Raw genomic sequence first — 261 nt, 5'->3', positions numbered from 1 at the left:
CTCGGATGTTGTGAACATGAGCGATAACACTGTGACTCCAGCTGCCGCGACACCGGCGGCCAAACCTTCGCGGCGCTGGCCGCTGGTCGTGCTCGGCCTGTGCCTGGTGGCCGGTGTGGCGGGCGGTTTTGGCTGGCTGCTGCTCAAGCCCAAAGCGCCGCCGGCGGCCCTTGCCAGTGACAAGCTCGGCCTCGGCCGTCCAGACGCCTTGCTCGAAACCCGTTCACTGAGCCAGTTGCCCAAGGACCTGCTGGCGGTGCC

At 67.4% G+C, this 261-nt stretch carries 1 protein-coding gene; it reads left to right on the top strand.

What is annotated here, in order from left to right; genetic code table 11:
• Positions 1 to 16: 16 nt before the first annotated feature.
• On the top strand, positions 17 to 261 hold a 245-nt coding region (locus AAEY83_RS16260), incomplete at its 3' end, for a DUF2138 family protein (RefSeq protein WP_351060682.1).

The sequence above is a fragment of the Psychrobacter sp. TB20-MNA-CIBAN-0197 genome (assembly GCF_040309765.1).
Taxonomy (GTDB): domain Bacteria; phylum Pseudomonadota; class Gammaproteobacteria; order Pseudomonadales; family Moraxellaceae; genus Psychrobacter; species Psychrobacter submarinus.
This window is presented reverse-complemented; position numbering and strand designations above follow the sequence as displayed.